This is a genomic window from Wolbachia endosymbiont of Pentalonia nigronervosa, assembly GCF_014534705.1.
Lineage (GTDB): Bacteria > Pseudomonadota > Alphaproteobacteria > Rickettsiales > Anaplasmataceae > Wolbachia.
Genome location: NZ_JACVWV010000035.1, coordinates 1 through 5,129 on the forward strand (window position 1 = coordinate 1; position 5,129 = coordinate 5,129).

At 34.2% G+C, this 5,129-nt stretch carries 1 protein-coding gene; it reads left to right on the top strand.

Going from position 1 to position 5,129, the window contains the following annotated elements:
- Positions 1-277: 277 nt before the first annotated feature.
- Positions 278-5,023 (top strand): ankyrin repeat domain-containing protein, encoded by a 4,746-nt coding sequence (locus IC220_RS04280; protein ID WP_188153322.1) that lies wholly within the window; start codon positions 278-280, stop codon positions 5,021-5,023.
- Positions 5,024-5,129: the final 106 nt, after the last annotated feature.

A 5,129-nucleotide genomic window follows, 5' to 3' on the forward strand; every position in this document is an offset into this window, starting at 1 on the left:
GTTCGCCCTATCCACATCACTGCTGCTATGAACTTTCTGTTGTCCTTTGCACTCCTTCCACTATCCCCTTTCTTTCCGGGTAAACTCTCCTTTATCCTTTCCCATTGCTTATCTTTTAAGTCGTATAACATCCTTAGCTTCTCTCAAAAATTGTTATTATAACTCCTTTCTTTTTGAATGTCTACACTACCTAGACAATTATATTAACAAGCTTCTGGAATTTGTTTCTGAATCTATTGGTGATAAGGAAAGAAAATTCATGGGAGTTCCTATGCAGATGAGAATGGTTGCTGAAGCTTTTCAAGAAGCAACACAAGACCAAGAACTTTTAGATCATCCAGAACTTACTTTCCCTAAAAATTTTGACATGCTTGAGTTGTATGACTGCTTTTTACACGCTAAATATCGAGTATACGCAGGTAAAATAGGAGTAAATGTTGACTTTAATAAGGTTCAAAAGGTTTTATTTACCGAGGGGCTTAATAAGAGACATATGCGTTTAGCAGTTAGAGTGCTATTTCCTGAGATGCAAGGAGATTTTATAGGCGAAAAACTTCCTTCTGAAGAAGAGGAGCAAGAAATGAACTTAGTGGGAATAGTGCAGTGTATTGATGATAGAATTGTTTTCACTCATCGTACTTTTGCAGAGTATTTTGCTGCAGGTTTTCTGGCTGATAGATTAAGTAGGGGGAAAAATAGTCAAAAATATCAAGCTACATTGGAATTTTTAGCAAAGGAACTGTTTAAAAGCGAAAATGAAGTAATAAAAACCTTTCTTGACTATTATTTAGCTAAAAATAGAGTACATGCAGCTATTTTGAAAGGAAAGTTAGATTTAGATAATGTGATATCATTAGAAGAAAATGTTGACGTCACTGATAATCTTGGTAGAACTGCTGTGCATTATGCTGCTCAGGAAGGCTATGAAGAGATTGTTGATGCTCTAATAAATAATGGTGCAGATATAAGAAAACCTGATGAACTTGGCAAGACAGCGTTGCATTATGCGGCAAGGTATAACCGTGGAGAACAGGTAGTAAGTTGTTTATTAGAAAAAGCGAAGGATTATATCAACAATAAAGATAAAAATGGACGTACTGCTGTGTACTATGCTGCACAACAAGGAAATTGGGATATAGTTGATCGCATTTTAACAGAAAAAGGTGCAAGTGTTGAAGGCCTCAATGCAAAAAAGCTGCTGTTCCATTATACTTATACAGGAGTTCTTAATGGTATAGAAAAGGTAGTGGAAGATAGAAAGAAGGAAATAAATGTCACTGCGATTAAAGACAGTCATGATAATACGCTTCTCCATATTGCTGCTCGGAAGGGGCATTTTACAGTTGTAGAATTTTTACTGAAGGAAGGAGCTGATGTTGATGTTACGGATAATAGTGGTAAAAAGCCAATAGATTATGCAGCTGAAAAAGAACACTGGGATATAGTTGAATCTTTATTGAGAATAAAAGATACTCAATTCAACAATTTAAGTAGTGTACAGAAGGACTTATTACTAGAGCATTCCGCTCAAAATGCCCACTGGGATATTGTTAAGCTATTTATAGAGGATAATAATAAAGATAATTATTTCGGCCATCTTGATGATCAACAGAGAGTAGAATTTTTATGCTATCTTATTTGCTCCAAGGATTTTGGTGTAGCTGAATTTATGATAGCAAGAGGCACTAAAGTTAACATGACTGATGGTCAAGGTAAAAAACCAATACACTATGCTGCTGAAAATGGGTACTGGAGCGTTGTTGAGTCCTTACTAAGAAAAGATGCTGATTTTCGTGATTTGAATAACAATGAACAAAAACCTTCACTACTGAGATATTCTGCTAAAAAGCTCCATTGGGATATTGTTATGATATTCATACAATCTAAAAATAATAGCTGTAGTGGCGTTGATTTGTTATCAAATATTGCTGATTTACCAATGGATAGGGATAAATATTTTGCCCACCTTGAGGATAAACAAAAGATGCGCTTTTTACAGTATGTTATTTCCATCGGTAATTTAGATATAACAAGATTTTGCATTGAAAGGTTAATACAAAAGGGAAAAATCAGTGATATCAATACTCCTAATAGATATGGTAAAACATTTTTGCACCTTGCAGCTCAAGATGGCCAATTAGAGATAGCCCAGTATCTTGTGGATAAAAAAAGAGCTAATGTGAATGCTACTACTAATACTGGGTCAACACCCTTACACTTGGCCTCTCAAAGTAATAAATTAAATATGGTAGAATATCTAACGGAGAAAGGTGCTATTTTAACAGTCACAAATGCTAGCCTAAATACACCTAAAGACCTTGCTACTGAAAAAGGTTATACAAATGTAGCGAAGTTTTTAAGACAAGCGCAAGAAAGATTAAATAGTAGTCTAGTTGTTGCCATAAATGAAGGTAACATTAATCTTGTTAAAAAGCTTATAGAACAAGGTGCTGATTTCAATGTCAAAGATAATCGTGACATGACTCCTTTACAGCTAGCTGCTAAGAATGATCACTTAAGTATAGTAAAGTATCTAATAGAAGAGAAAGGTGTTAATAGTAGCAATATATTTGATGCTGTTGAAAGTGGTTGTTTAGGTTTAGTAAGGTACCTAGTTGATAAAGGTATTGATATTAATACTAGGGGTAGTTATGGTAGTACTCTTTTACACTTGGCTGCTCTTAATGGTAAGTTAGAAATAGTTCGATATCTTGTGGAAAGGGGGGCTAATTTAAGTTTCAGTGATGATTCTGGTAAGATTCCTTTAGAAGTGGCACATGATAAAAGTATAATAGATTTTTTAAAACAAGCACGAAGGAGATTAAATGAAGGTCTAATCAGTGTTACAAGGGAAGGTAACTTTTATCTTGTTAAAGAGCTTATAGAAAAAGGTGCTGACATTAATATTGAAAGTAATAAAAAATGTGAAAGTGGTTGGACTCTTTTACACATAGCTACCTATTATAATCACTTAAATGTAGTACAATATCTCGTAGAAAAAGGAGCTAATTTCAATGCTAAAGATTCCTCCTATTATGGGTACATTCCTATGCATTATGCTGCTGAGAGAGGCCACTTAGATATACTTAAATATTTTATAAATGAAGGTGCTTATATTAACACTGAAGGTGAACGTGGTTGGACTCTTTTACACATAGCTACCTATTATAATCACTTAAATGTAGTACAATATCTCGTAGAAAAAGGAGCTAATTTCAATGCTAAAGATTCTTATTATGGGTACACTCCTATGCATTATGCTGCTGAGAGAGGCCACTTAGATATACTTAAATATTTTATAAATGAAGGTGCTTATATTAACACTGAAGGTGAACGTGGTTGGACTCTTTTACATGTAGCTACATATCATAAGCACCTAGATGTAGTAAAGTATCTTGTAGGAAGAGGGGCTTATGTAAATGCTAAGGCTAGTTCATTACTTCATGGTGAAGTAACTCCTTTGCACTTGGCTGCTAAATACAACTATTTTTGTGTAGCTGCATATCTTGTGGATAAAGGAGCTAATATTGGAGCTAGGGACTATTATGATAGGACACCACTTTATTATGCGGATGAAAAAAGTACTGGTATTTATTCATTACTTACTTTAGGCACAAGGCACCCTGATACTTTAAATATTTGTTATGTCATGGCAATGGAACTCGAAGAAAAACATCAGTATAGAGAAGCACTAGAAGCTTATCAATATGTATTTGATAAAAAGAGGATTATTTTAGGGCAAAAACATTCAGATGTTTTAGCTATTAGCAGTGTTATAAGAAGAGTAAAAGAAAAAATTGATAATGATAAGTGCAGCATTCAACACTATGGAAAACAGCACAAAGCATTTTTGGATCTGTATAAGTTTATTTTTAATTATATTACACACGTAAAAGTTGAATCAATAAGACAAGGGCTCTATTTGCCTTCTTTTGAAGCAAGAAATTTGAAAATCAACGGTAAGTGCACTTCGATCACTCGTGGGTTATCTCAGGCTGCTTTCTTTGGCAATCAACAGCAATTTTTGAATAATTTGGCAACTTCAGCAGAGCTTTATGAACGGTTAGCTCAGGGCAAACAGATATCTGACAGGGAGAAAAAAGAAATTTTTGCTTTTAGTAAATTACTTGATAGTTTTGCACAACAGCTAGATTCACCTACGAGCAGCTTATCTTCAGCTTTAATTTATACTAAAGGTTATGGGGCACTTAATAATTTATTGTGCTATATCGCTGGTATGAAAGATGACTTTGCCATTCATTTAGTGACAAATAATCATGTAATTGCAATTTATAGAAAAGGTGATACTTATTCATACTTTGACACCAATGTTGCTTTTGTATCTGGGTTACAGAGTGTTGATCAGCTTATGCAAGTTATAGAAAAGGGAATAAAGTCTGCTGGCTATGAAGTGGGAGAAAAGGGTTTATTGGTTGAGCATTTTGATGTTTTTAAAGCTAACAGCCAATTATCCAATGAAGATCAGCAAATTTTAGCAAAGGAAATAAAAACGGAGCGACAACTTCTAGCAGAGCAGGATAAAGAGTTTGGCCTTATCAAGATTAATGATCGAGAAGTATCAAGGGTACAATTATATGACTTTGGCACTAAAATTAATGTAGCAGGTGGTGTACCACTACTTATCAATGCTGATATGAACTTAAGCAGCAAAAAATTCCAAGATCACTTAGATAAAAAAGAAGTTAGCATGACAGCTAGGGAATATCTCAATAACTTAAAGGATAGTACGAATGTAGAGCAAGCAACAAAATTCATTCCTTTTGCAGGGTCAAAACGTGAAATTGCAGAAGCGGAGCAAGTACGTTCTTCCAATAAAACATTTTCACTGCAGCAGTTAACTAAAGGAATAATAAATCAAATATTTTCTATTGTTTCTCAAAATAATGCTAACTGGCCAGGAAATCAGTTACCAGGAAAAGCAGGCAATAAACCTAAGACTCATTTAAGTAGTGTAACAACAAGTGATAGATTAACAAAAACGAGGTTGCCAGATCATAAATGACATCTTATTCTTGAAGGTCTTTGATTTCATTAATAGATAATCCAGTAAATTTAGCAATAGTATTAATGTCAACTTTATCAGAAAGCATTTCCCTAGCAACAGCAAT